The organism is Actinoplanes sp. NPDC026670 (assembly GCF_040638175.1).
Classification (GTDB): Bacteria; Actinomycetota; Actinomycetes; order Mycobacteriales; family Micromonosporaceae; genus Actinoplanes.
Window position 1 is genome coordinate 12,613 of record NZ_JBEZXU010000094.1, and the last position, 24,594, is coordinate 37,206.

General features: G+C 70.2%; 20 protein-coding genes and 1 pseudogene. 11 read left to right on the plus strand and 10 right to left on the minus strand.

From position 1 onward, the window contains the following. Window positions 1-231: 231 nt before the first annotated feature. Complete coding sequence (locus AB0E94_RS48035; RefSeq protein WP_360341909.1) at window positions 232-861, minus strand: methyltransferase domain-containing protein; 630 nt, start codon at window positions 859-861, stop codon at window positions 232-234. Between the two features lie 86 nt (window positions 862-947). Between AB0E94_RS48035 and AB0E94_RS48040 the strand changes: the two genes are divergently transcribed. Further along, a complete protein-coding gene (locus AB0E94_RS48040) occupies window positions 948-2,579 on the plus strand; it encodes a PQQ-binding-like beta-propeller repeat protein (RefSeq protein WP_360341912.1) in 1,632 nt (543 codons plus the stop codon). Between the two features lie 8 nt (window positions 2,580-2,587). Here AB0E94_RS48040 and AB0E94_RS48045 read toward each other — a convergent pair whose 3' ends face one another. Together AB0E94_RS48045 and eno are read right to left on the minus strand one after the other, a co-directional pair. Beyond that, the gene (locus AB0E94_RS48045) at window positions 2,588-2,992 is read right to left on the minus strand and encodes a cupin domain-containing protein (RefSeq protein ID WP_360341915.1); all 405 of its coding nucleotides are present in this window, start codon (window positions 2,990-2,992) and stop codon (window positions 2,588-2,590) included. Window positions 2,993-3,672: 680 nt separating this feature from the next. Next, complete coding sequence (gene eno, locus AB0E94_RS48050; protein ID WP_360341918.1) at window positions 3,673-4,953, minus strand: phosphopyruvate hydratase; 1,281 nt, start codon at window positions 4,951-4,953, stop codon at window positions 3,673-3,675. A 119-nt stretch (window positions 4,954-5,072) separates the two neighbouring features. On the opposite strand from eno, the gene AB0E94_RS48055 reads away from it, so the two are divergent. From AB0E94_RS48055 to AB0E94_RS48070, 4 genes are all read left to right on the plus strand, one after another. After that, a complete protein-coding gene (locus tag AB0E94_RS48055) occupies window positions 5,073-5,954 on the plus strand; it encodes a MerR family transcriptional regulator (RefSeq protein ID WP_360341921.1) in 882 nt (293 codons plus the stop codon). 70 nt (window positions 5,955-6,024) lie between these two features. After that, complete coding sequence (locus AB0E94_RS48060) at window positions 6,025-7,083, plus strand: hypothetical protein (protein ID WP_360341924.1); 1,059 nt, start codon at window positions 6,025-6,027, stop codon at window positions 7,081-7,083. Window positions 7,084-7,129: 46 nt separating this feature from the next. Further along, on the plus strand, window positions 7,130-7,750 hold the full coding sequence (locus AB0E94_RS48065) for a hypothetical protein (protein ID WP_360341927.1): 621 nt from the start codon (window positions 7,130-7,132) through the stop codon (window positions 7,748-7,750). A 58-nt stretch (window positions 7,751-7,808) separates the two neighbouring features. Further along, entirely contained in the window at window positions 7,809-8,864 is a 1,056-nt protein-coding gene (locus AB0E94_RS48070; protein ID WP_360341930.1) for a hypothetical protein, read from the plus strand. Here AB0E94_RS48070 and AB0E94_RS48075 read toward each other — a convergent pair. Together AB0E94_RS48075 and AB0E94_RS48080 are read right to left on the minus strand one after the other, a co-directional pair. Further along, window positions 8,859-10,013: a glycosyltransferase gene (locus AB0E94_RS48075; RefSeq protein WP_360341933.1), complete on the minus strand. Its 1,155-nt coding sequence runs from the start codon at window positions 10,011-10,013 to the stop codon at window positions 8,859-8,861. The two genes, AB0E94_RS48070 and AB0E94_RS48075, sit on opposite strands and share 6 nt — an antisense overlap. Further along, window positions 10,010-10,729 carry a lysophospholipid acyltransferase family protein gene (locus tag AB0E94_RS48080; RefSeq protein ID WP_360341936.1) on the minus strand — a complete coding sequence of 240 codons (720 nt, stop codon included), beginning with the start codon at window positions 10,727-10,729 and terminating at the stop codon, window positions 10,010-10,012. Before AB0E94_RS48080 ends, AB0E94_RS48075 begins: the two co-directional genes overlap by 4 nt. A 122-nt stretch (window positions 10,730-10,851) precedes the next feature. Here AB0E94_RS48080 and AB0E94_RS48085 point away from each other — a divergent pair. Beyond that, a pseudogene (locus tag AB0E94_RS48085) lies at window positions 10,852-11,313 on the plus strand (DUF998 domain-containing protein); the annotation flags it as partial. A 55-nt stretch (window positions 11,314-11,368) separates the two neighbouring features. Here the strand turns inward: AB0E94_RS48085 and AB0E94_RS48090 are convergent. Beyond that, complete coding sequence (locus AB0E94_RS48090; protein ID WP_360341939.1) at window positions 11,369-12,196, minus strand: glycosyltransferase; 828 nt, start codon at window positions 12,194-12,196, stop codon at window positions 11,369-11,371. A 27-nt stretch (window positions 12,197-12,223) separates the two neighbouring features. Here AB0E94_RS48090 and AB0E94_RS48095 point away from each other — a divergent pair, with 27 nt between their 5' ends. Both AB0E94_RS48095 and AB0E94_RS48100 read left to right on the plus strand, forming a co-directional pair. Next, window positions 12,224-12,712, plus strand: coding sequence for a cupin domain-containing protein (locus AB0E94_RS48095; RefSeq protein WP_360341941.1), 489 nt, complete (start codon window positions 12,224-12,226; stop codon window positions 12,710-12,712). Between the two features lie 78 nt (window positions 12,713-12,790). Further along, window positions 12,791-14,749 (plus strand): bifunctional diguanylate cyclase/phosphodiesterase, encoded by a 1,959-nt coding sequence (locus AB0E94_RS48100; RefSeq protein WP_360341944.1) that lies wholly within the window; start codon window positions 12,791-12,793, stop codon window positions 14,747-14,749. A gap of 80 nt (window positions 14,750-14,829) precedes the next feature. Here AB0E94_RS48100 and AB0E94_RS48105 read toward each other — a convergent pair whose 3' ends face one another. Then, window positions 14,830-16,314, minus strand: a complete 1,485-nt coding sequence (locus AB0E94_RS48105; protein WP_360341947.1) for a family 43 glycosylhydrolase — start codon at window positions 16,312-16,314, stop codon at window positions 14,830-14,832. Between the two features lie 183 nt (window positions 16,315-16,497). Here AB0E94_RS48105 and AB0E94_RS48110 point away from each other — a divergent pair, with 183 nt between their 5' ends. Continuing rightward, on the plus strand, window positions 16,498-17,943 hold the full coding sequence (locus AB0E94_RS48110; RefSeq protein WP_360341950.1) for a family 43 glycosylhydrolase: 1,446 nt from the start codon (window positions 16,498-16,500) through the stop codon (window positions 17,941-17,943). A gap of 2 nt (window positions 17,944-17,945) precedes the next feature. Here AB0E94_RS48110 and AB0E94_RS48115 read toward each other — a convergent pair whose 3' ends face one another. Next, window positions 17,946-18,938 carry an AraC family transcriptional regulator ligand-binding domain-containing protein gene (locus AB0E94_RS48115; RefSeq protein WP_360341953.1) on the minus strand — a complete coding sequence of 331 codons (993 nt, stop codon included), beginning with the start codon at window positions 18,936-18,938 and terminating at the stop codon, window positions 17,946-17,948. A 166-nt stretch (window positions 18,939-19,104) separates the two neighbouring features. Between AB0E94_RS48115 and AB0E94_RS48120 the strand changes: the two genes are divergently transcribed. Together AB0E94_RS48120 and AB0E94_RS48125 are read left to right on the plus strand one after the other, a co-directional pair. Beyond that, window positions 19,105-19,935 (plus strand): oxidoreductase, encoded by an 831-nt coding sequence (locus AB0E94_RS48120; RefSeq protein WP_360341956.1) that lies wholly within the window; start codon window positions 19,105-19,107, stop codon window positions 19,933-19,935. 95 nt (window positions 19,936-20,030) lie between these two features. Then, complete coding sequence (locus AB0E94_RS48125) at window positions 20,031-20,663, plus strand: hypothetical protein (protein ID WP_360341959.1); 633 nt, start codon at window positions 20,031-20,033, stop codon at window positions 20,661-20,663. Between the two features lie 4 nt (window positions 20,664-20,667). Here the strand turns inward: AB0E94_RS48125 and AB0E94_RS48130 are convergent, their stop codons facing one another. Both AB0E94_RS48130 and AB0E94_RS48135 read right to left on the minus strand, forming a co-directional pair. Next, window positions 20,668-22,152, minus strand: coding sequence for a sigma-70 family RNA polymerase sigma factor (locus AB0E94_RS48130; protein ID WP_360341962.1), 1,485 nt, complete (start codon window positions 22,150-22,152; stop codon window positions 20,668-20,670). A 658-nt stretch (window positions 22,153-22,810) separates the two neighbouring features. Continuing rightward, the gene (locus AB0E94_RS48135; RefSeq protein WP_360341965.1) at window positions 22,811-24,463 is read right to left on the minus strand and encodes a cellulose binding domain-containing protein; all 1,653 of its coding nucleotides are present in this window, start codon (window positions 24,461-24,463) and stop codon (window positions 22,811-22,813) included. Window positions 24,464-24,594 lie beyond the last annotated feature (131 nt).

Genomic DNA, 24,594 nt, shown 5'->3' on the forward strand with positions numbered 1-24,594 from the left:
GTGCGGCGGCATGGGACCAGAAAGCTGGCCGACATCCCGGGCGCTCACGGTCAAGGCAGGTGAGCAGCCGCGCCGCACGGGACGGACGTCAAGGACGCGGATGAGCAACAGGGTGGACGTCATGCGCAACCTCGAACGCGGACGTCAAGGACGCGGGTGAGCAACGGGGCGGACGTCATACGCAACCTCGAACGCGGAGGTCAAGGACGCGGGCGAGCAACGGGGCGGACGTCATACGCAACCTCGGACCATCACGAACCGTGGTTTCCGGGCGTCGACCAGCTCGATGGTGCCTGCCTTGCGGCGAACAGTCTCGGTGACCGTGAACCCGGCGGCGCGGACCAGCGGGAGCTGGCGGCGGGTGAAGTGTTCACCGGCGGACGGGATCGACAAGCGCTCCACCAGCCACTGCAGGGCGTAGATCGGGGGCCATGTGCTGGCCACGTGGTCGAACAACAGCAGGCGGCCGTCCGAAGTCAGGACCCGCCACATCTCGCTGACCGTGGTCTGCGGGTCGGCGATGGCGCACAGCGACAGCGCACACACGACGGTGTCGAACGATCCGTCGGCAAACGGCAGCCGAGCCGCGTCGGCCACCTGAAGGTCCACGGAACGGCCCAGGTCGGTGGCCCGCTGGCGGGCGACGGCCAGCATGCCCGGGCTGACGTCGACCCCGGTGACCGTCACCGACGCCGGGAAGTGTGGCAGGTTCCGCCCGGTGCCGACACCGACGTCGAGCACCCGGCCCTCGACCCGGGCGCCAAGCCACTCCCGCCCACCGCCGAACCAGAACCGCTCCGGCAACGCGATCTGCCTGTCGTAGCTCGAAGCCGCCTTGTCCCAGACCCGACGCGCCTTCACGGCCCCTTCCGATGCCTCCACCATGGCCTCCCTGCCACCGATGCTAGGCCCCACCCGCACCGACCGGGCCTGCGATGATCATGAACGTGATTCAGCCACTGCACGTCGAGCGAATCCTCGGAGATCGTCCGTTCGCCGAGGTCGGCGAGCCGATCCTCACGGTTACGACAGGCGGGCCGGTGAGGACCTCCAGTGAGCCACCCATTGCCGTCGCGGCAGACGAGCCCGCGGAGACGTCCAGCGAGGCGGTCATCACCGTCGCTGGCGGCAAGTCCGTGGACACGTCGGGCGCGACGGCCGGCGCCGCCGGACCGGGTGGGCTGGTCGCTATGTGTGGCGAGTTCGACCAGGAGTCGAACCGGGCGCCGGTGGCCGTCTATGACAGCGACCAGCGTTGCCTCGCTGTGCTCCGGTCCCGGTTCCCGGTGCACGCCTTGGCCTTCCATCCGACGGCTCCGCTGCTGGCCGTCGGGACGGGCCGGTATGACGGCGGTTACTTCTTCGAAGGTGAGCTGCTGCTGCTCGACCTCCAGACGGGCAGGGTCGTTGCGCCGTTCGAGGACTGGGCAGGCCGTCTGGTGATCGGTCTGGAATGGCTCAACGACCACGAACTACGCCTGCTCATGGCACCGCCCGACGATGCGGAGGACCGGGCTGCATGGGAGGAGGGCCACGTCGCGGTGGTGTACCGCGACGACTGGCGGACGGTCGGGCCCGATTCGATTCCGCCGAAGGAACTCGCCGGACCACGGGGGCCGGCACCACGCAAGGAACTTCGGGCACTCGGGGGGCCCCGGCGCAACGTACGCGCCGTCGAGCAACTGTCCGACGGACGGGTGCTCGCCGCGATGTCCGGTGTCGCGGCCGCATGCTGGCTGCCGTCCGGCGAGGAACTGTGGTGTGCCGCCGACGACAGTGGAGGCATGGACCTCGTGGTCACGCCGGACGAGCGGTCGGTCTGGTCCGGCATGATGCGACCCATCTGGGATGATGTGCCACAGTCGCTGGTCAGGTACTCAGTGCATGACGGAAGCCGCCTCGACGAGTTCGCACCGCGACGCCCCTATGCTCTCGTCCGGTCGTTCGACGGGCAGCCGGTCATCGCGTCCGCCGGCGCTGGGCGCCGTGCCGCCCGCCTGCGGATCCGGCGCGGCCGACGGATCTACATGCTGGATATCGACCGCAAGTCGGAGACGGTGATCGCTCCCGGCAAGCGGTGGCTGGCAGCGACGGAGCCGGTGGCGCTGCGGGCGAACGGCCGCCCGCGAGAACACCGCAAGGCCCGCCGCCTCTTTCCCCACTCGTGGGTGCCTGACGAATGGCACCAGACCGGACCGGGAGTCGAGGTTGCGAACGGGGAACTGGTCCATGCGGGGACCGTGCACAACGGCCGCGGATTGCAGCCGGGCGGCGCGTTCGTGGTCCGCCGCGACATGATCACCGGAGCCCCACGCTGGCAGTTCCGCACCGATCACGCCGCCACCGATCTCGACGCTGACGCCGACACCGTGTTCGTAGCTTTCCGAGACGGTGAGATCGTGGCTCTCGACCTCACCGACGGTTCAGTGCGTTGGCGCTGCCAGATCCCCCGCATGTATCCGACGGCAGTGACCGTCCCCGAGCCCGGTCGCCTGCTGGTCGGCACCAGCGACGGCCGGATCCTCGACTGCCGGGTCAATGGCCGGGTCCAGGATCACCCCGCATCGTCGGTGACCTGACGACGCCGCTAGTGGCTGGCCTTCTGGTAAGCCTCCTCGCCGACCGGCTCGAGCCAGGTGGTGGGGTCGGCGCCGTCGGGGTGAGACTCGAGCATGGCCAGGTGACTCATGAATGTGCCGGCGGCGGCGCCGTGCCAGTGTTCCTCGCCCGGCGGGCAGACGACCGTCTCGCCGGCGTGAATGCGCAGGACCGTGCCGTCGCGGGTGCCGACCAGGCCGACGCCCTCGGTGACGTGCAGGGTCTGGCCCACGGCGTGTGAATGCCAGTTGGTGTGAGCCCCTGGCGTGAACCGGACGAGCGCCACGATCATCCGCGACGGACCGGTCCCGGTGTGGATCGGCGTCATGTAGACGTCGCCGGTGAACGCCGTTGCCGGGGTCTTCACCGTGGGGCGAACGGGCAGAAGCTCCATGAGAATGCGCTCCTCGAAGTTGGTGGCTTCTCCATGAAACTCCCCCACCGGCGCGGCAGGGAGGCCCTGCTGAGGCAGGTAACAGCAGTACCACCCTCGACCCTGCACGTGGAGCGCCACCGGTACGCATTCGCCGTAACGGTGACGAGCGCACGCGTTGACGTTGCGTGTGACCGTGTCGTCGTCCAGGCATGGCTGAACGCTCACGATCGGCCGTGCGTGCGCGCCTGTCTCCGCTCGGGCGACAACCAGCGCACACGCAAGGCCATTGTGTGCGCTGGTCAACGTTGCCGATCCGCGCCACCCGCACCAGGCGACCCCGCAGAACGCGCCGCAGACCCCACCGGCCGTCGCCCAACACGGTAAAACCGCCCCCATTCCAGCGCTGAACGACGGCTCGCAGCCCCAGCCGTCGCCCAGCACGGTAAAACCGCCCCCATTCCAGCGCTCAGCGACGGCTCGCAGCCCCAGCCGTCGCCCAGCACGGTAAAACCGCCCCCATTCCAGCGCTGAACGACGGCTCGCAGCCCCAGCCGTCGCCCAGCACGGTAAAACCGCCCGCATTCCAGCGCTCAGCGACGGCTCACGGTCCTGGCCGTGACCGCGCCGATGGACAGAGACCGCAAGCTCTCGAGTGCATGATCACCGGCTCCGCACGGGCCGCGGCCGGCACGCCGGGCTCAGCGAGCGAAGGCCAGGTCGGCGCCGGCGTAGCGGGCGGACCGCCCCAGCTCCTCCTCGATGCGGATCAGCTGGTTGTACTTGGCGGTCCGGTCGCTGCGGGACAGTGAACCCGTCTTGATCTGCCCGCATCCGGTGGCGACGGCCAGGTCGGCGATCGTGGTGTCCTCGGTCTCCCCGGACCGGTGCGACATCACCACCCGGTACCCGGCGCGGTGGGCGGTGTCGACCGTACGCAGGGTTTCGGTGAGCGTCCCGATCTGGTTGACCTTGACGAGGATCGCGTTGGCGTAACCACCGGCGATCCCGCTCGCCAGGCGGTCGGCGTCGGTGCAGAACACGTCGTCCCCGACGAGCTGTAGACGGTCACCGGCCTGGTCGGTGAGCTTCTTCCACCCGGCGAAGTCGTCCTCCGCCATCGGGTCCTCGATCGACGAGATCGGGTAGCGCCCGGCGAGTTCCAGCAGGTAGGCGATGTGCTCGTCGACGGTGCGGGTGAGTTTCTCGCCACGGTAGACGTACGCGCCGTCGTGGAAGAACTCGGAGCTGGCCGGGTCGAGGCAGACGGTGATGTCGGTTCCGGGCCGGTATCCGGTGTCCTCGATCGCCCGCACCACGAACCGCAGCGCCTCGTCGGCGTCGGTGAAGTCCGGCGCGAACCCGCCCTCGTCCCCGACGTTGGTGCTGTGCCCGGCGGCGGCCAGCGCCCGCCGGAGCGTGTGGAACACCTCGGACCCCATCCGTACCGCCTCGAAGAGGGTCGGCGCGCCGACCGGGGCGATCATGAACTCCTGGAAGTCGAGGGGGTTGTCGGCGTGCGCGCCGCCGTTGACGATGTTCATCATCGGCACCGGAAGCAGCCGCGCCCCGGCCCCGCCGAGGTACCGGTAGAGCGGCTGACGGTGCGCCTGAGCTGCGGCTTTGGCGGCGGCCAGGGACACCCCGAGGATCGCGTTGGCGCCGAGCCGGCCCTTGTCCTTGGTGCCGTCGAGTTCGATCATGGTGGTGTCGACGAGCGCCTGTTCTTCGGCGTGCAGCCCGAGGACGGCTCCGGCGATCTCCCCGTTGACGGCGGCGACGGCGAGGCTGACTCCCCGGCCGTGGAACCGCTGCGGGTCGCCGTCGCGTAACTCGACCGCCTCGCCGGCGCCTGTCGACGCCCCGGACGGCACCGCCGCCCGCCCGGACGAGCCGTCCGTCAGCACCACGTCGACCTCGACGCTCGGGTTGCCCCGGCTGTCGAGGATCTGCCGCCCGATCACCCGGCTGATCGCCGTCATCGCACACTCTCCCTGGTCGTTGGTTCGCCGGACCAAGACTGGCGGCCGGCCGGCCGGGTTGTCATCGCGAGGAGAATCGCGTTGACCTGTACCCCGGGGTACGGGTTTAGGGTCTGCGCATGCGTGTGGGGGAACTGGCTCGGCGGACCGGCACGACGGTCCGGGCGTTGCGTTACTACGAGGAGACCGGGCTGGTGGTGCCGCGGCGGCTCGGCAACGGGTACCGCGACTACGACCCGATCGCCGAGCGGCAGGTCGCCCAGATCCGCGAGCTGATGGCGCTGGGGCTGACCGTCGAGGAGACCCGCCCGTTCGTGGAGTCGCTGGCCAACGACGACGACGTGTGCGCGGCGGCGGTGGCGACGTTCCGGAGCACGGTGACCAACCTGCAGACGCGCATCGGTGAGCTGACCGCCCAGCGGGAGGCGCTCGACGCCCGGATCGACGTGGCGGCCCGCCAGATCGTCACCGGAAATCCGGCCGCCGGTGTCGCCGAGCCGGGTGGTCTGGTCGGCGGGCGGCTGCCCGAGCTGGAGTTCTACGGCACCGACGGCCGGCCGATCCGGCTGCACGACCTGGGGCCGGGGCGCAGTGTGGTCTTCGTCTACCCGTTGACCGGGCGGCCCGGCGTCGACCTGCCCCGTGGCCTGCTGGAGATCCACGGGGCACGGGGCGCCGCGCCGGAGCACTGGATGCGTGACCATCACGCCGAGTTACTGGCCGCCGGGGCCGCCCGGGTGTACGGCCTGTCCGCCCAGTCGACCGGCTACCAGCGCGAACTGGCGTATCGGCTGCGTCTGCCGTACCCGCTGATCCCTGATCCGAGATTGACGCTGGCCGCCGCGGCCGGACTGCCGACCCGGACCACCGGAGACCTCTCGGTTTATGAGCGGTTGACCCTGGTCGTCGCCGACGACGTGGTGGAGCACGTCTTCCACCCGATCCCGGACCCGGCGTCGCATGCGCTGGACGTGATGCGGTGGCTCACCCAGCGCCGCTGAGGGCGGCGTCTGCGGGCCGGCGTTTCCACGAATCGGCACGCGGACCGGAGGGCTCTGCAAGCATCGGGGCATGGATGTGGTCGCGGAGGACGCCGGCGAAGCGGGCGAAGCGGCTGAGGTGGAGCAGGAGCTGCCTCCGGCCGAGGAGCGGCAACGCGAACATCATTTCTGGGTACGCGCGGTGGTCCTCGCCGTTCTCGGGGTGGCGATCGTGGCCCTGCTGGGCAGCACGCTGCTGAGCATCTCGCACGCGCCGACGCCGCATCACGTGGCGCTGGGGTATGTCGGCGACGACACCACCCGGTCGGCGCTGGAGCAGCAGGCCGGGGACGCGCTCGACGTCAAGGTCTACGGCAGCCGGGACGAGGCGGTCACCGCGATCGCCCGGATGGAGGTCTACGGCTCGCTGGTGGTCAGCGCCACCGGTATGGAACTGCTGAAGTCGACCGCCGCGTCGCCCCAGGTGGCGGCCACGCTGACCGCCCTGATCAGTAAGAGCGGCGCGACGCCGACGGTGACCGAGATGTCGCCGCTGCCGTCGGGTGACTCGAGTGGCGGCGGCCTGGCCGTCATGCTCCAGGTGGTGATCCTGGGCGGCACGATCGGCTCGATGGGCCTGGGCCGGCTGGTGCCGCGCTACCGGGCGAACCCGGCGCGCGGCGAGTTGCCGCTGCTGTTCCTGGTCCTGTACGCGTTCTGCATCGGTGGCGGGGTGGCCGGCCTGGCCCGGGCGTTCGGGGTCGGCACGCACGTCGACTACGAGAAGCTGACCCTCTGCCTGGCCCTGGTGAACCTGGCGGTGACCGCGTCGACGAGCGCCCTGGTCTCGGTCGTGGGCGCGGCCGGCGCGGCGGTCGGCGGGGTGCTGTACTTCCTGATCGGCGCCCCGATCAGCGGCGCGGCGACGGCGGGCCCGCTGATGCCGGTGTTCTGGCACGAGTTCGGGCAGGCCCTGCCGCCGGGTGCGGGCGCCACCCTGTTACGCCGGGTGCTCTACTTCCCGGACGCGCCGATCGGCGGCCCGCTGGTCACGCTCGCGGTCTATGCCGGGCTGGGCCTGCTGGTGCTGGGCGTGGTGAACCTGATCGCCGGCGCGCGCCGCCGCAACAGCCTGGCGGGCCTGCCGTAGTCGCGGGAGCACCGTCGCCATCGACAGTGCTCGTTAGCATGACCCGATGTCCACCCGCCGTCGCCGGCCCATCCTCGTCGCCCTCACGCTCACCGCGCCGGTGGCCGTCGCGCTGGCTGTGCTCGGGCTCGCCGCACCCACCTACTACGTGGTGGTGGACGCGGTCGTGGACTCGGCCGTGTTCGTCATCCTGGCCACGGTGGCCGCCACCGCGTCGATCGCGGTCGCCGGCTGGCTGGCGGTCAGGCGTGGCCCGGCGGCGATCGTCGTGCGGATCCTCACCGGCCTGCTCGCGGTCGCCGTGCTCGTCGCCGGTGTGTTCCTCGGGCTCCTGAAGTCGGGATTCGCTTCGGAGGTGCGGTCCAGCGAGGTGATCGACGTGTCCCCCGACGGCCGGCACGATCTGATCCTGGTGCGGGAGAAGGACTGGAAGGGCACCGACTGGCACCGGGTGCGGGTCCGGACGCGGGCCGGCCTGCTGAGCCGGGTGTCCGGCACCGGCCTGGCCGACGTCAGGTGCCTCGACGGGGTCCCGGACACCGATCGGATCCGGGCCGAGTTCACCGGCGACCGGCAGGTGACGTTCACGCAGGCCGCCGGCCCGCCGGTCATCGTCGCGTTCGACGAGTCGCTGCGACCGACGACGTTCGCCGCCTTCTGTCCGTGACTTCCGGTCATGCGTGGCGGGTGATCCGGGGCCGCTGATCAACGGCTGTCATGGAGCGATGACGGCCTTCGTTGTCTTCGTCGTGGTGGTGGGCGCGCGGTTTCTCGTACCGCTGCTGATTCCGCGGTTTCCGCTGCCCGCGATCGTGGCCGCGCTGATCCTGGACGGCATCGACCAGTCGGTCTTCCAGGCGTTCGGCTTCGACCCGCCCGGCTATCAGGGCTACGACAAGGCGATGGACGTCTACTACCTGGCGATCGCCTATCTGGCGACGCTGCGGAACTGGACGAGCGGGCCGGCGGTACGGGTGGCCCGGTTCCTGTACTTCTACCGGCTGATCGGGGTGGTGGCGTTCGAGCTGACCGGCTGGCGGACGCTGCTGCTGATCTTCCCGAACACGTTCGAGTACTTCTTCATCGCGTACGAGGTGTACCGGCTGTTCTGGAATCCGGCGCGGGTGACCCTCCGGGCGTGGGTGCTGACGGCCGCGGCGATCTGGGTGTTCGTGAAGCTGCCGCAGGAGTGGTGGATCCACATCGCGCAGCTCGACTTCACCGAGACGGTCGCCGGGGTGCCGTGGTTCGGCCCGGCGTGCGTGGCCGGGCTGGCCCTGCTCGGGCTGGTCTACTGGTTCGTGGTCCGGCCCCGGCAGGCCCCGCACGACTGGTCGTGGCACGTCGCCGCCGATCCCCTGCCGGAGGGGGCGGTCACCGTGGCCGACCGCAACCGGTGGGTGGCGGCACACGACCGGCTGTGGTCGGCGGGCACGCTGGAGAAGGTGACCCTGATCGGCCTGCTGTGGGTGATCTACGCGCAGGTGCTGCCCGGCACGACCGCCACCCCGGTTCAGCTGTTCGCCGGCACCACGGTGTTCGTGCTGGTCAACTCGGCGATCAGCCTGACCGTGGCCAGGTCGGCGCGCGGCCTGGAGCCGACCGGGGTGGCGTTCGGCCTGCGGGTGCTGCTGAACATGGGCCTGGTCACGGTGACCTGGTGGCTGCGGCCGGAGGCCGACCTGACCGGCGCGTTCTTCTTCGTGCTGCTGCTGAGCCTGCTGACTCTCCTGGACGACCGTTACCGCCCGATCCACGAGATGCGCGCCGCCGGTCTATGACGAGCGGGCCCGGACCGACAAGGCCAGCTCATAGATCGCCTCAAGACGATTCAAGAAGACCGCTGGGGTGTACGCGGCCGCCGCCGCCAGTCCGTCGCGGATCACCCGGGCCCGTAACGTGCCGTCGTCGAGCATCCGCAGCAGCGCGGCGGCGAGCGCGTCCGGGGACGGGTCGCAGGTGAAACGGCCACTGTCGGCCGTGCCCGGCCGGGCCGCGAGCGCCCGGTCGACGACCACCACGGGCAGGCCGGCCGCTTCCGCCTCGGCCAGCACCAGGCTCTGGGTGTCGGTGGTCGAGGTGAACGCGAGCACGCCGGCGGCCCGGTAGAACTCGGCGACCCGCTCGTGCGGCACCGGCGGATGCATCTCGACGTGCCCGTCCAGGCCGAGCGCGACGATGCGCCGCCGCAGGTGGCGGCGCTGCTGCTGGATGCCGACCAGGATCAGCCGGGCCTCCGGGCGGACGGCTCGCACCCGGGTGAACGCCTGGAGCAGCAGTTCCGGGTTCTTCTCCGCGGTGCCCCGGCCGACCGACAGCACCACGTTCCCACCGGCGCCGGCGGCCGGGGCGGGCACGGGCGCGGCGACCGGGGTCGGCAGCACACGGATCTCGGCCGCCGGTTCGAACACCGCGAACCCGGCGGCCGTCTTCGCCGACGGGGCGATCGCCACCGCCATCCGGGCGAACATGGCCCGGCCGAGCGCTTCCAGCCGCCGCCGGCGGACCCGGCCGGGCCTGGTCAGCTCCAGGAACTCGCGCGGCGACCAGCCCAGGCCCAGGCGCACCGCGCACCAGGCGGCGCCGGCCGGGATCTCGGCGAACACGTCGGCGTACGCCAGCAGGTCGGTGTGCCAGGTGGCGACCAGCGGAACCCGCCAGGCGGCGGCCGCACGGAACCCGGTCATCCCGATCGGGCCGGTGGTCTGCGCGTGGACGATGTCAGCCGGGCGCGGCGTGAACGGCAGCCCGACCCGGACCTGCCGCAACGGCACCGGCACCGACCGGACTCCGGGGCGCAGCAGCGGGCCGGGACGGTAGAGGTCGACCTCGTGGCCGGCGGCGCGCAGGAGCCGTACCGTCATCTCGGTCGATCGGGTGACGCCGTCCGGGCGGCCGGGGTGGCTGTCGCAGAAGTGGGCGATCCTCACGGTGCGGCGAGCCCGGCCGCGATCGCCGCACGGGTGGCGTCGCGCAGCGCGGGCACGTCGTCGAAATCGGCCGGCAGCAGCGGTGGCAGCACCTCGACCCGGGCCTTGACGTGCTCACGCAGCACGAAGCCCTGGCGCGGCAGTGCCTGCCGGGTGCCGTGCACGACGATCGGGTAGACCGGGACGCCGTGCCGGACCGCCAGGTCGAACGCGCCGTTCTTGAACGCCTTCAACGAGCCGTCGGGGGTGCGGGTGCCCTCCGGGAAGATCATCAGCGGCGAGCCGGCGTCGAGGTGCGCGTCGCAGAGCTCCATCATCCGCCGCACCGACGTGCCGCTGCCACGGACCAGCGGCACGTACCTGTTGAGCCGCATGTTCCAGCCGATCACCGGCACCTTGAAGATCTCCTGCTTGGAGACGTACTTGAACGGCCGGAACAGCGCGAAAAGCACCAGGATGTCGATCAGCGACGCGTGGTTGGCGACCAGCACGGCCGGTCCGCGCCACGGCAGCCGGTCGCGGTGCTCGACCCGCAGCCGCCACAGCGGGCAGAGGTAGACGTAGAACGACGCCCACGCCGACGAGTACAGATGAAGGGCGACCCGGCGCCTGTCGAACGGCAGCGTGACCAGCCACACCAGCAGCGCGCCGGCGAAGAAGACCGGGCACGTGACCACGATGAAAGCCCAGAACAACACCGAGAAGACCCACAACATGAAGACATCTTTCCGGTACGCCGTACGCGTCGCCACCCCACCTGAGGCATCGTCGTAGTCTCCGGTGGGTGAACAGAGGGAGCCGGGTCCTGGCCGCCTTCGGGGTGCTCGCGGCCGTGCAGATGATCGTGGTCAGCACAGTGGACGGCCTGACCCGCCCCGGCTACGACCCGATACGCGCCTGGATCAGCCACCTGTCGCTCGGCGAGCACGGCTGGATCGGCACGGCCAACCTCGCGACCTGCGGTTTCTGGTTGCTGCTGGCCGGGGCCGGGCTGTGGTTCCGGGCCGATCGCTGGGCGGCCGCGATGGTCGCGTGGTGTGGGCTGGCCCTGGTGGCGCTGGCCGCCGTGCGTACCGACGCCGGGCTCGGATTTCCCCCCGGTGTGCCGGTGGAGCACACCGTGCGCGGGCTGATCCACCAGATGATCTCGGTCACGCTGGCCGTCGCCGGGATCGGGGCGGTCGCCCGGCTCGGCCCGCGGCGGCCGGCGCTGCTGCTCGCCGGAATGGTGACGGCGCTGTTCGCGGCCGCGACCGGGCTGGTGCTGCTGGACGCGGCCGGGATCGTGCCGGGCACCCCGAGCGGGTTGCTGGAGCGGGTGGCGCTGTACGCCGGGTTCGCCTGGATCGGGGTGTTCAGCGGCCGGGCAGCATGGGGTTTGTCCGGCCGCCGTCGCTGCGCAGGGCCGCCCACCGGTCGGGCTGGGCCAGGGCGTGGGCCAGGCGCAGGGCGGGAAACAGCGCGAGCTGAATGCGGCCGGTGAGCCAGGCCCGGGCGTAGGACCGGCCGCGGCCGAGATGCCGCCGGTAGGTGCGTTCGGTCATCAGGGTGTACGAGCTGTAGTCACGGAACCGGTTCTGGATCCGGCGGGCCGAGGTGCCCGCCCGCATCCCCGGCGCCAGCACCGTCGCCAGTCCGGTGCGGTGCAGGTGGATACCCAGGTCGATGTCCTCGTGCACGTCGCCGTCGGTGCACAGCTCCGCCCGTACCAGATGCCATGCCGTTGATCTGATCGCCATGTTGGCGCCGAGCAGCCAGTCGAGACGGCCGCGGCCCCACACCCGCCGGAAAAGGGCGTCGCCGCCGTCGACCAGACCGGCCAGTGCGATGTCATAGTAGGTGACCGGCCCGGTCGCGGCCTGCACGACCGGATCCCGGAACGTCTCCCGGACCGCCCGTGACCAGCCCGGATCGAGCCGGGTGTCGGCGTCGATGCGCCCGGTCACGTCTCCGGTGGCGGCATCGAGCCCCCGGTTGCGGGCGTGCTGCACCCCGGGCGAGGGTTCGTGCAGCACGCGGACACGCCCCGCGTAGTCGCCGAGGATCCGCCGGGTGCCGTCGTCGGAGCCGTTGTCGACGACGATGACCTCGTGAACCGGCTCGTCCTGCCCGAGGACCGCGTCGAGGCAGGCCCGCAGAAATCGTTCCTCGTTGTAGACCGGGATCACGATGGAGATCAGCATGATCCCATCGTCTGACAGGCTGTCGGGATGAGCCGATTGCGAGTAGTGGGTCCCGGCGAGGGCCGTTCGGGCGACCTGGGCGCCATCACCGTGGACTTCAAGATCTGGGGCGACGACAACGGCGGTGAGCTGGCGATCGTCGAGCAAGAGTTCCCGCCCGGCGCGCTGGTGCCGCCGCACATCCACACCCGGGAGGATGAGCATTCGATCGTGACCAGCGGACTGATCGGTTTCCGCTCGGAGGATCGGGAGGTCGTGCTCGGGCCCGGCGGATACATCACGAAACCGCGCGGTGAGGCGCACGCCATGTGGAACGCCGGTTCGGAGCCGGCCCGGATGATCGAGGTGATCAGCCCGGCCGGGTTCGAGATGTTCTTCAAAGCGGTCGTCGACATGGTCGAGGCGGGCGATCCCGATCCGGAGCGGGGCGCCGCGCTGGCCGCCGAACACGGCCTGGAGTTCGTCGACCGGCCCTGGCTGGCCGACGTGGTCCGCCGTTTCGGGCTCAACGCCTGACGTTGCCGGGAGCCGCACCCGGGGTGCAACCGAGCGAGGTGTCAAGCGGCTCCGGGGTCCGCCGATGAAAAGGGAACGGTGGACTCCCGGAAGGTGATGATGGTCTCGGCTCGTGGTGCTTCGCGGTGGCTGGCAGGCCTGCTCGCTGTAGTGCTGGCGGGCATGTCCGGCTATGCCGTCTTCGGTAGCTGGCGCCAGGCCGTGATCGTCTCCGACCTGGCGGCGGACAGCGCCAACACCGACGCCTACCAGGAGACCGCCTACCTGGTCACCTGGGAGATGGCCCTGCTCCAGGCGTCGCTGCAGGAGCCGGACGGCGAGGAGCGTCAGCGGCTGCTCGGCGTGCACCGGCAGACGCAGGTGGCGATGGAGAACATGGCGACCGTCGACGTCGAGGACCCGGAGCTCACCGCCAGCATCGTGAACACCCACCTCGCGCTGAAGCCGCAGCTCAACGCGTACCTGGCCGAGCTCGACCGGCGTGACCTGGGCGCCGCGGCAGCGCGCCTGGAGGAAACGATCGAGCCGGCCACCAGCGCGATCATGGCGACCGTGCTGGCCGAGCAGAAGCACCACCTCGCCGACCACGCCGTCAAGCAGGCCGACGGCGAATCGGAGTCGCAGCGGCAGCTGTGGGGCAACGGCCTGGCGTTCCTGGTCAGCCTGCTCGTGCTGGTGATGTTCACCCGGTCGTCGCGGTCGCACCGGCGCCAGGTGGAGAAGATGGCCGCCACCGACACCCTCACCGGGCTGCCCAACCGGACCGCGTTCGCCGACCGGACCGAGCTCGCGCTGGCCGAGGACGCCAGCCACCGCCGCCGGCCGAACCAGCCGCGCCCGGGCCGGGCCACCGTGCTGGTCGTCAACCTGGACGGCTTCCGCGACGTCAACGACCAGCTCGGGCACCGGATCGGCGACGTGCTCCTGACCCACGTGGGCAAGCGCTTGCAGGATTCGGTACGGGAGCAGGACTTCGTGGCCCGGCTGGGTGGCGACGAGTTCGCCATCCTGCTGCGGGACGCCGAACCGGACATCGGGGAGACCATCGCCACCCGGCTGACCGACGCGTTCGACGAGCCGTTCGTCATCGACGACATCACCGTCGACCTGGAGGTCAGCGTCGGCGCCGCCACCGCCGGCCCCGGCGAGGACGTGCCGACCGTGCTGCGGCACGCCGACACCGCCATGACCATCGCCAAGGACCAGCGTCTCGGTTTCCGCCGGTTCGCCGCCACGCGCACCGAGGACAGCAACGCCCGCCTGAGCCTGCTCGGTGACCTGCGCCGGGCCCTGGACGCCGGCGACGAGATCACCCTGCACTACCAGCCCAAGATCGACATCAGGTCGGGCGCGCTGGCGGGTGTCGAGGCGCTGGCCCGCTGGACGCATCCGACGAAGGGGGCGATCTCGCCCGGCGAGTTCATCCCGGTCCTGGAGGCCACCACGCTCATCCACCGGTTCACCCACCAGGCGCTCACGCAGGCGCTGACCCAGGCGCGGGCGTGGCTCAAGATGGGGCACCGGGTGCCGGTGGCGGTCAACATCTCCACACGCTCGCTGCTCGACCCGAGCTTCCCGGCCCGGGTCGCCGCCCTGCTGCGCCAGACCGGCGTGCCCGGCGACCAGCTGGGCATCGAGGTCACCGAGTACAGCATCATGAGCGACCCGAACACCGCCATCGAGGCGCTGCACCGGCTCCGCACCCTCGGCGTGAAAATCTCCGTCGACGACTACGGAACCGGCTACTCCTCGATGACCTACCTGCGGTTGCTGCCGCTCGACGAATTGAAGATCGACCGCTCGTTCGTGCAGGACATGAGCACGGACCGCAGCAACCGGGCGCTGGTCGCCTCCACCGTCGAGCTCGGCCACAACCTGGGCCTGACCGTGGTCGCCGAGGGCATCGAGGACGCGCCGACGCTGGCCGCGCTCGGCGAGATCGGCTGCGACCTGGCCCAGGGCTACCACCTGGCCAAGCCGATGCCCGCCGACGCGATCACCCGCACCCTCCTGCAGCCCGCCATCGCCGCCGCGTAAGCCCGCCAGCCGTCGCTCACGAGCCTTTTCCGGGTGCGGAAACGATGCTCAGCGACGGCTGGCGGCAGTGGGTTGGTGGGTCAGGAGGTTCGGCGGAAGGTGGCGTCGGCCCGTTCGGTGGCGGTGCTGATCGGGTCGATGCGGAGCACGTAGTTGCTGTGCCTGATGTAGCGCTCCGGGAAGTTGTACGACTGGTACGACGACCAACTGCTGTCGGCCAGCCCCGCGACCTGCCGGAACGTGGCGTCCTGCTGGAACGTGGCGGTGCCGTTGTTCGCCTCCAGCCGCAGCACGTAGTTGTTGTGCCGCAGGTAGTACCCCGGGAAGTTGACCGACTCGAACGACACCGCGCTGCCGTCGGCGAGCCCGGCGACCACCCGGAACTGGGAGTCCAGCGCCGGGGTCACGTTCGCGTCGATGCGGGTGGCGAAGTTCGAGTGCCGTACGTATCGATCCTGGAAGTTGTAGGACTGGATCCGCTGGACGGTGACCGCGCCCGGATTGCCGAGCTCGCCGGACGGTCCGGCCAGGACCGTCGTCCTGGCGACCGGCACACCCAGGTTGGGGGTGCCGTCGGCGTTCCAGGAGATCCGCTGCGCGCGGCTGGTCCGCGTGGTCCCGCACCCCTGGGACGTGGAGTCGTTGGCGTGGTAGACGATCCAGTCCTCGGTGCCGTCGGGTGACTTGAAGAAGCTGTGGTGCGCCGGCCCGTACACCCCGTTGGTGTCGCTGCGCTGGAACAGCGGATTGGCCATCTTGGTCCACGAGGCGCGGGCCAGCGGGTCGGTGCCGGTCAGTTCGAGCGCGCCGATCTTGTAGTCGGGGGTGCCGCAGTAGCTCGCCGAGTAGGTGAGGAACGTGCGGTTGTTGCGCTGGAGCACGAACGGGCCCTCGTTGACCGGGTTGCCGACCTTCTCCCAGGCGTACGTCGGCTCGGAGATGATCGTGCCGAGCGCCGCGGGTGTCCACGGGTTGGTCAGGCGGGTGATGAACAGACTCTGCAGGCCGCCGTTCTCGAAGCCGCCGTTGTTGTTGAACGCGGAGAACACGAAGTAGTTGACCCCGCCGACGGTCATCACGCTGCCGTCGATGGACCACCCGTTGTCAGGCATCAGGACCAGGGCGCCTTTGTACGTGTACGGGCCCATCGGATCGGTGCCGGAGCTCTCCAGGACGTGCTGGCGTTGCCCACCGCAACAGGCGGCGGGGCCGGCCGAGTAGTACAGGTACCAGCGCTGGCCGTTCGGCCCGTTGAGCAGGTGCAGGCTGGGCGCCCACATGTTCGACACGGCGTTGGGCTGGGACATCGTGAACACGGTCGTCTCGGCCGCCGTCTTCAGCCCGGCCAGAGTGGACGACTTCCGGATGAGGATCTTGCCGGTCCAGGTGGTGGCCGCGTAGTAGTAGCTGCCGTTGTAGTAGCCCATCCAGGGGTCGGCGCTGTTGGGCGTGCCCACGACGGGGTTCTGGAAGGTGGCGCCGGGCGCGGCGGCGCTCGGCGTCGGGGCGGCGCCGACGAGCGCCACCACCGTCAACAGGGCGAGGAACATTCCACGTAGGCGCACACGGCCCCCCTTGGTTAACGCTCACAATGGTGACCGGCATGTTACGAGACATAGACAGACTTAACAAGGCACACGAATCCACACGACACGCAGATTTCGGCGAGGTTTCTTGACGTGCATCGAATCGACGTGCATGTTAACGATCACACGTCGTACCGTCCCCCGCCTGCAAGGAAGTCGTCCATGGGTTTCCCCGCTCGCATACGCCGCAAAGCCACGGTCGTGCTGGCCCTGATGGTCGTGCTGCTGGCCGGACTCGCCGCCCCGGCGTCCGCCCAGTTCATCTCGATCACGAATCCGGTCATCAAACAGCGCGCCGACACCGCGATCTTCAAGCACACCGACGGCTACTACTACATGACCGCCTCGGTGCCCGACTACAAGCGGGTCGAGCTGCGCCGCGCTACCACCCTCCAGGGGCTCGGCAGCGCCGCGACCTCGAACGCGTTCGTCGCACCGTCCAGTGGCGCCCTCAGCGGCTGGATCTGGGCGCCGGACATCCAGTACATCGACGGCGCCTGGTACATGTACTTCTCCGCGTCGCCCAACACCGCCCAGTTCGACCAGCGGCTCTACTGGATCCGCAACACCAGCGCCAACCCGATGACCGGCACCTGGAGCGCGCCGCAGCGGTTCAACACCGGCTGGGAGTCGTTCCAGCTGGACGCGGCGGTCTTCGTCAACAAGGGCGTGCGCTACTTCGCATGGGCCCAGGACAGCCCGGACACCAGCTTCAACAGCCACATGTACCTCGCCCGGATGAGCAGCCCGACCGCGATCACCGGCACCGCCGTGGAGATCGCCCGGCCGACCGTCGCCTGGGAGAAGGAGGGCGTGGCGGGCGTCGTCGAGGGCCCGTCCCCGCTGGTCAAGAACGGCCGGGTCTACATCGCGTACTCCGCGTCGGCCACCGACTCCCGCTACAAGCTGGGCCTGCTGTCCTCGTGGGACACCGCCGACCTGCTCAACCCGGCGTCCTGGTACAAGCACCCGAACCCGGTGTTCCAGACCGCCAACGGCGTCTACGGCCCCGGGCACGGCAGCTTCACCGTGGCCGAGGACGGCGTCACCGACATGCTGGTCTACCACGCCCGTGACTACGCCACCCCGACCCCTGACGCGCTGACCGACCCGAACCGGCACACCCGCATGCAGCAGCTGCTGTGGCGGGAGAACGGCGACCCGTTCTTCGGCCAGCCGATCCCCAGCACCGTGGTCAACCCGGGCATCCGCGGCCAGCACAGCAACCGCTGCGTCGACAACTGGAACCGCGACACCACGCTGAACGCCCTGGTCCGGCTCTACGACTGCAACGGCGGCACTGCCCAGCAGTTCGAGCTGAACTACAAGAACGGCACCTACTACGAGATCCGCAACCGCAACACCGGCACCTGCCTGTCGAACATCAACAACAGCACCGCGTCGAACGCCGACATCGGCCTCTACACCTGCAACAGCTCCACCGCCCAGCAGTGGATCGTGCAGGACCGGGGCAGCGGCTGGTTCTCGCTGCGCAACGTCGCCGGCAACACCTGCCTGGACAACTACAACTGGGACGCCGCCAACGGCGCCCGGCTCTCGCTCTACCCCTGCAACGGCCTGGCCGCCCAGTTCTGGCGCCTCGGCTGACGCTAGGCGGCCCCGGAAGCCCGCACGGCTTCCGGGGTCGTCCCGGTCCAGGTCCGGAACGCCCGGTAGAACGAGTTCGAGTCACCGTAGCCGAGCAGGAACGCGATCTCGGCGGTACGCATGCCGCTGCGGCTCAGGTAGTGACGGGCCAGATCCTCGCGGGTACGGGCGAGCACCTCCTGGTACGTCGTACCCTCCTCGCGCAGTTGCCGTTGCAATGTTCTTGAACTGACCGCGAGATGCCTGGTCACCGCGGTCATCGACGGGTCGCCGGCGGGCAGGGTCTCGCGCAGCGCGGCCCGCACCCGTTCGGCGGAACTCGCGGCGGCCTCCAGGTCGGACAGCCGGCGGCGCAGGTCCGGGACGAAGAACTGCCACATCTGCTCGTTCTCGGTCAGGAACGGCCGGCGCGCGTCGGCGGCGGCGAACGTGATGTCGTGGGTGTCCGAGCGGCGTACCCGGATGCCCAGGTAGGCGGCGACACCCTCCGGGTCGGCCGGCGGCAGCGGCAGCCCGATCCGGATCGGGCGGACCTGGTGACGTGTCGCGATCCGGGCCAGGGCCACCCAGAAGACCAGCTCGGCGATGGCCAGCAGGGGCGGCGGGCGCAGCCCGGCCGGCCAGTGGTTGCCGATCGTCAGCTCGCCGGCGTCCTGCTCCACGGTCAGCCGCATCGGGCCGATCAGCGGCTTGTACGTGCCGATGCGCTGCGTGGCGGTCACCAGGTCGGGGCTGCACAGGGCGGCGAACAGGGGCGGGCTGAACATCTCGGCCGAGATCGACTGCGCGAGCCGTACCACCAGGGCGGGGTCGCCGGCCTCGTCGTCGACCGCCTGCCAGAACCGGAAGTAGTCCTCCGGAATCAGGGCCACCGGGCCGCGGGCGAACAGGTCCCCCGGCAGCCCGGCCCGGCGCAGCACCCGTGCCGGCGAGACCTGCAGGTCGGCCAGCAACGGTTTGAGGTTCGGGTCCAGCATGAATCGCTCGCCGCTCACCCGGCCAGACTAGTGATTCCGCCGGTCCGCCGGCCTGCAGCGGGCGCCACCGCACTCGCACTCTTGGCGCGTAATGCAAGTGGGTCGGCGCGCTGCGCTAGTGAACATGGCAGCCCGGCTTCCTAACGTCAGTGGTGACTTCATCACCGTTCGGAGGGAACCACAGATGAGCACCAAGGTCGCCCTGGTCACCGGCGCGTCGTCAGGCATCGGCGAGGCCACCGCGAAGCAGCTGCGCGAGGCCGGCCACATCGTGTACGCCGCGGCCCGGCGGGTCGAACGCATGCAGCACCTCGCCGCGAGCGGCATCCACGTGCTGGCGATGGACGTCACCGACGAGGAGACGATGCAGGCCGGGATCGACCGGATCGTCACCGAGCAGGGCCGCATCGACATCCTGGTCAACAACGCGGGGTACGGCTCGTACGGCGCCCTCGAGGACGTGCCGATGGAGGAGGCCCGCCGCCAGTTCGAGGTGAACGTGTTCGGCGCGGCCCGGCTCGCCCAGCTGGTGCTGCCGCACATGCGCCGGCAACGGTCCGGCACGATCGTCAACGTCACCTCGATGGGCGGGAAGATCTACACGCCGCTCGGGTCCTGGTACCACGCCACCAAGTACGCCCTCGAAGCGATCAGCGACTGCCTGCGAATCGAGGTGGCGCCGTTCGGCATCGACGTGGTCGTGATCGAGCCGGGTGGCATCCGCACCGAGTGGCCGGGGATCGCCGCCGACAACGTTCGTGCCGTGTCAGGCGACGGTCCCTACGCCGCCCAGGGTGACGCCGTCGCCGCGTCGCTCACCTCCGACCTGTCCGCACGCTATTCGTCGCCGCCGGAGCTGATCGCCCGGACCGTGGCGAAGGCGGTCCGGGCCCGGCGCCCGCGGACCCGGTACGCGGTCGGGTTCGGCGCCAAGCCGCTGATCTTCCTGCACGGGGCGCTGCCCGACCGCACCTTCGACGCGGTGGTCCGGCGGGTCACCCGCATGCCCGCCTGACCGGATGGCGCGAATCCCAGCAGGTGACAGGCTTGCCGTGGGGCACCCCCGGGACGGACCGTGGGACCAGGTGAAAGTCCGGGGTGGAGGCCGCCATGTCCCTGCTGTCACGATGCCGTCGCCGATTCGTCCCGGCCGTCCTCGTCGTCGCGGTCCTCACGCTGCCGGCGGGCTGCGACTCCGCCACCGACGCGAGCGGCATGCCGGCCGCACCGCCACCCTCGGGCGCCCCGGTGCATTCGCTTCCCCCGGCGGCGACGGCGGCGACCGCCACCACCCCGGCGCGGGGCGCGACCACGACCTGGACAACGGATCCGGTGACCGTGCGGCGCAGCCCGGCAGTGCCGCCGGTCCCGGTGCTGACCGGCGTCCGGCATGCCGCACACCCGGCCGAGGGGTACGACCGGATCGTGTTCGACATCAGCGGCCCGGCCCCCGGCTACTCGGCCCGGTATGTCGACGAGGTCCGCGCCGACCCGTCCGACCGGGTCGTCCCGGTGCCCGGCCGGGCGTACCTGCTGCTGGTCCTCACCCCGGCGCAGGCACACCGGGACAACGGCACGGTCACGGTGTCCGGCACCCACCGGATCAATCTGCCGATGCTGCGCTCGTACGCGGTGGTCGGCGACTTCGAGGGGCACGTGTCGATCGCCCTGGGCCTGGACGACCGGGTCGGTTACCGGATCGGTGAGGCGTCCGGCCGGATCTATGTGGACGTGGCGGCCTGACCCGTCACCACCGGAAGGTGGAGTCCTCGACGAACCCGGCCGTGTTCTCCTGCTGGGCGAGGCCCAGCCTGCCGTCGACGACACGGATGAAGCGGGACGGGTAGTTCGAGGACGTGAAGCGGACCGTGCCGGGGACACTGCCGGCCTGCGGGCAGAAGGTGGCGTCCTGGCGGAACAGCTGCCGGTCCTCTGCCTCGCTGAGCATCAGCCGGAAGGAGGCGTGCCGCACGTAGCGGCCGTCGGGGGCGAGCAGGGAGATGCAGGCGGTCTCGGCGATCCCCGGGACGGCGGTGAACGGTGTTCCGCTGCCGCCGGAGGTGGTCACCACGTATTCGCCGTCGATGGTGACGCTGACGTCCGGCCGCCCGGCCGGGTGCAGGACCACTGTCCGGCCGGCCGTCGAGGCGGCCGGCACGGCTGACGTCTGCCCGGCCGGTGCGGCGGAGGTCCGCTCTAACCCGGCGGCGGCCGTTCGCTCTGCCGGCGGTGGCGTGTCGGACAGCGCGACATAGGCGCCGCCGGAGACGGTGACGCCGACCGCGACCACGGCTGCCGCTTTGACGCCGACGGAATGGGCGAACCAACCGCCGCCGGCCGCCTTACCCACGCTGGCCGCCTTACCCACGCCGGCCGCCTCGCCCGCCGGCGGGAGGCCGATCGGCAGCAGCGCCATCGAGCCGCCCAGGACCAGGCGTTCCATCGGGATCAGGTCGATCTTCGCCGACACGCAGCGGGTGCAGTCGCGGACGTGCCGGGCGAACCGTTTGCGCCAGCGTGGGCCGGGCACCCCGGTCCAGCCTTTGGTGAGGGCTTCCAGGCCCGGGCACATCGGCTCGGCTTCGAGGGCGGCGACCAGGTGCCGGCTCAGGTCGAGCTGATGGCGCATCCGCTGGAGCCGGACCCGGGTGTGTGCGGCGCCGATGCCGACCGCGGCCACCACGTCGGCGCGGGTCAGATCGCCGAGCAGTTCCTGCCACCACAGGGCGGCCAGCTCCTGATCGTCGTAGTCGAGCCAGCGGGCGGCGTGGGCGACCTGCCGGCGCTGCGCGGACAGGCCCAGACGCAGCAGGGCGACGTCGGCGAACTCGGCGTCCGGGTCGGGGATGTCGGTGGCGTCGTCCAGAGTGGCGGTCCGGTCCCGGTCACGTTGCCACGCGCGCAGGCGGCTGCTGGTCTGGCGCATGGCGATGGCGACCAGCCACGACCGGAAGCTGGCCGGCGCACGCAGGGCCGGCAGCTCCCGGTGCGCCCGCAGCACGGTCTCCTGGACCACGTCGTCGACGTCGGCGTGACCGTCGAGGGCCCGGCCCACGATGCGGTAGAGCATCGGCAGGTGGGCGGCGATCAATTCCTGCTCGGCGTGCCTGTCGCCGGCCCGGGCCGCCACCACCAGATCGGTGACCCCGGTGCGGTTTTCTGTTACGGCGTCGTGCCGGTCGGCGTCTCCCAGACGGGCTCGGCTGTCGGCCCCGCCGCCACCTGCCTTCACCGGCGACCCCCATCGCTGCGCCGGCGGACCCCGGCGAGCCCTCATGTTAATGGCATGAAACGTGAACATGATAGGCGAGTCACATTTCTTTTTTCCGGGTCCGGCAGCGCCACACGATCAGCGAACGCTCGCCTCCTTTTCTCTGAATGGCCGTCGTGCAATGCCGTCGGCACAGCCCCGGCCGAGCTCGCCGCGCCATTCCGGAATCGCGTCCCGCGCCTCCTGCCGATCTTGTGGAGTTCTACGAGACAGGTGCGGCCGAAATCAACAGGATCGCGGAGGGCGGGGCTCCGGAAACCATCTGGATCTTGCACGAATGTGCACGCTGCTGCCAATCTTGCAGCCCTTTCCGCGCCACAGGGGAAGAATGCTGCAAGATCGCCACCGAGGAATAGTTCTTGCACGAAAAGGCGCGCCCAGACGTGAAAGATCGTGCAAGATCGCCGGGAACAGGGAGAATCGTGCAAGATCGCTGCGAACGAGGAGAACCCTGCAAGATCTCCCGGAACGCGGAGAATCGTGCAAGGTTGCTGGGAACCGGTAGACCCGTGCAAGGTGGCTGGGAACCGGTAGAACCGTGCGAGATTGCTGGGAACGGGGTGACCGTCTGTCGGGCGCGGCGGGAGGCCGCGCCCGACGCGGCTGCGCTGGAGTCAGCTCACAGCGTGAGCACGAGGGTGGAGATGCTCCGGGCCGGGACGTTGACGGTCACCTGAGCGCCGTTGACCGTCGTCGGCTGGGCGGCGGCGCTGGCGTTCTGTGAGGTCAGGTAGTGCTCGGCGGCCGCCACGTTCTGCGGGGCCTGGATGACCGCGTTGCTGACGGCACTGGTCGAACGGTTGAGCATGACCAGGGTCAGCTTGCCGCCACCCTGATAGGCGGTGATCTCCAGCGGTGACGCCTTGGTGCTCTTGGTCAGGGCGACCCGCTGGTAGCCGGGGCGGACGTATTTCGAGAACTGGGCGAACGCGTATCCACGTTTGAGCGGGGCGCCGGCCGTGGTCCCGTAGGCGGACTCGCCGTCACCGATGAACGAGTAGAAGCGCTTGCCGTACCACCAGATGTAGGCGCTCCAGTTCGATTCCATGGATTTGTGGACCGTACGCATGATGGTGTCCAAGGTTTCGTCCCAGACCGCCTGATTGGCGGGGTTTCCCCAGATGTTGGACCCGCTGCCGTCGGCCTCGTGGAAGTTCCATTCGGTCATCCACACCGGCTTGCCGTTCTGCCCGGCCAGCGGGTAATTGGCGAGCCGGCCGGACGCCTCGGTGCCGTAAAGGTGACCGCCGATGTAACCGATGTTGTTGCGGGCGGTCGCATCGTTGAGGGTCGGGTCGGTGTAGCTGTAGTTGAGGTTCACCGCCTCGGCGACCATGAGCCGGGTGTTCTGCACCTTGGCGCCCTGGTCACGGACGAAGTCGCGGAGTTCGGTGCCGCTCCAGTCCATCGAGTCGTAATCGGGGTGCCAGTCCGGTTCGTTCTGCACCGAGGTGACGTCGACGGTCACGCCCTGCCCGCGCATGTACTGGACGTAGCTGTTGAGGTGTCCGGCGTAGTCGTCGTAGTAGTCGGTCTTCAGTTTGCCGCCGTTGACCCGGCTGTTGTTGGTCTTCCAGGCGGCGGGCGCCGTCCAGGGCGAGGCCAGGATCTTCACGCCGGAGCCGTACGACTCGGCGGTCTTCAAAGCACTGACCTGGGTGGACCATTCGCTGGAGACCGGTGAGATGCCGGTCCGCACGATGGACAGGCCGAACTGGTTGGCGCCCAGGCCGACCAGGGTCTGTGTCTCGGCGGTCGACCAGGCGCTGCCCCAGATCGACACGGCGGCCCCGAAACCGTCGACGGTCTGGTATTTCGTCGCGGTGTTGACGGTGACATCCGCAGCAGAGGGAGGGCCGCTGGTGGGGGTGGTGGTGCCGCCGGTGCAGGCGACGCCGTTGAGGGCGAAGGCGGTGGGGGCGGGGTTGCTTCCGGTCCAGGCGCCGTTGAAGCCGAACGCGACGGTGCCGTTGGTGGCGACGTTGCCGTTGAAGCTGACGTTCTTGGCGGTGACCGCGGCGCCGCTCTGGGTCAGGGTGGTGTTCCAGGCCTGGGTGACGGTCTGCCCGGCGCCGAACGACCAGGTCAGCGTCCAGCTGGTCAGCGGGTCGCCGAGGTTGGTGACGGTCACGTTGGCGCCGAAGCCGCCCTGCCACTGGGACGACACCGTGTAGGCGACCGAGCAGCCCGCGGCCGCGGCGGCCGGCAGGGCGACGGCGGTGAACGCGGCGGCGAGGACGACAGTGCCCCCGGCGATCAGGTGCTTCCTCATGAGGTCGCTCCAACGGTTCGGGTGAGCAGGCCGGGGCGGTACGGCAGCAGGCCGTAGTCTCCGCCGGAGCTGGGGGATCGTCCCTGGTAGAGCAGTTTCAGGTTGCAGGGGTCGATGGTCATGGTCTGGTC